Source organism: Halomonas sp. BM-2019 (genome assembly GCF_017584085.1).
The window spans coordinates 1730026-1730717 of sequence record NZ_CP071922.1; the positions used below are offsets into that span (position 1 = coordinate 1730026).

Genomic DNA, 692 nt, shown 5'->3' on the forward strand with positions numbered 1-692 from the left:
GGCTGACGCTGGGCTTCACCGAGGTGGACGCCGTGGAGACGCTGCTGGTGGAGTGGCTGCCGGTGGGCATCCTCGGCGACGAGCTGCGCGAGTGGCTCGATGGGGTGGCCGGGCGCGTGCCGGAGGGCTCGCTGCGCCTGCATCTGCCGCTGGCCGGCGGCGAGGCGCGGATCGCGCCCTCCTTCGGGCTCGACCTGTCGATTCGCGACGGCCGGCTGCCCTTCGATCCGGCGTGGCCCGCTCTGGAGGCGGTCGAGGGCCATCTCTCGCTTCGGGACACCCGCCTGGAGGCGCGGGTCGAGCGCGCCGAGAGCCTCGGCGTGACGGCCCGCGACGGGCGCGTGCGCCTGGCCGACGAGCGCCTCGAGGTGGAGGGCGAGCTGGCCGCCTCCGCCCAGGCGCTGCGCGATTATCTGCAGGCCCTGCCGGTGGAGGGGATCGAGGCGGTGGCGGACTGGCAGGGCGAGGGCCGGGCCGAGGGGCAACTCGCCCTGAGCCTGCCGCTGGGCGACCCCGAGGCCCTGGCCCTGGATATCGACACCCAGGTCGACCTGGCGCGGCTCGAGTATCGCCCCCTCGAACTGGTGTTCCGCGACCTCTCGGGCCCCCTGGCGTGGCGCCAGCGGGGCGAGGAGGGCGGTCTCGAGGGGCGCATCGAGGGCCGGGTGCTGGGCGGCCCGGTGCGTGCCGAC

At 75.9% G+C, this 692-nt stretch carries 1 protein-coding gene; it reads left to right on the forward strand.

Annotated elements, in window-relative coordinates:
• Positions 1–692: DUF3971 domain-containing protein (locus J5F18_RS08695; RefSeq protein WP_346301854.1), on the forward strand; the 692-nt coding region annotated here is incomplete at both ends.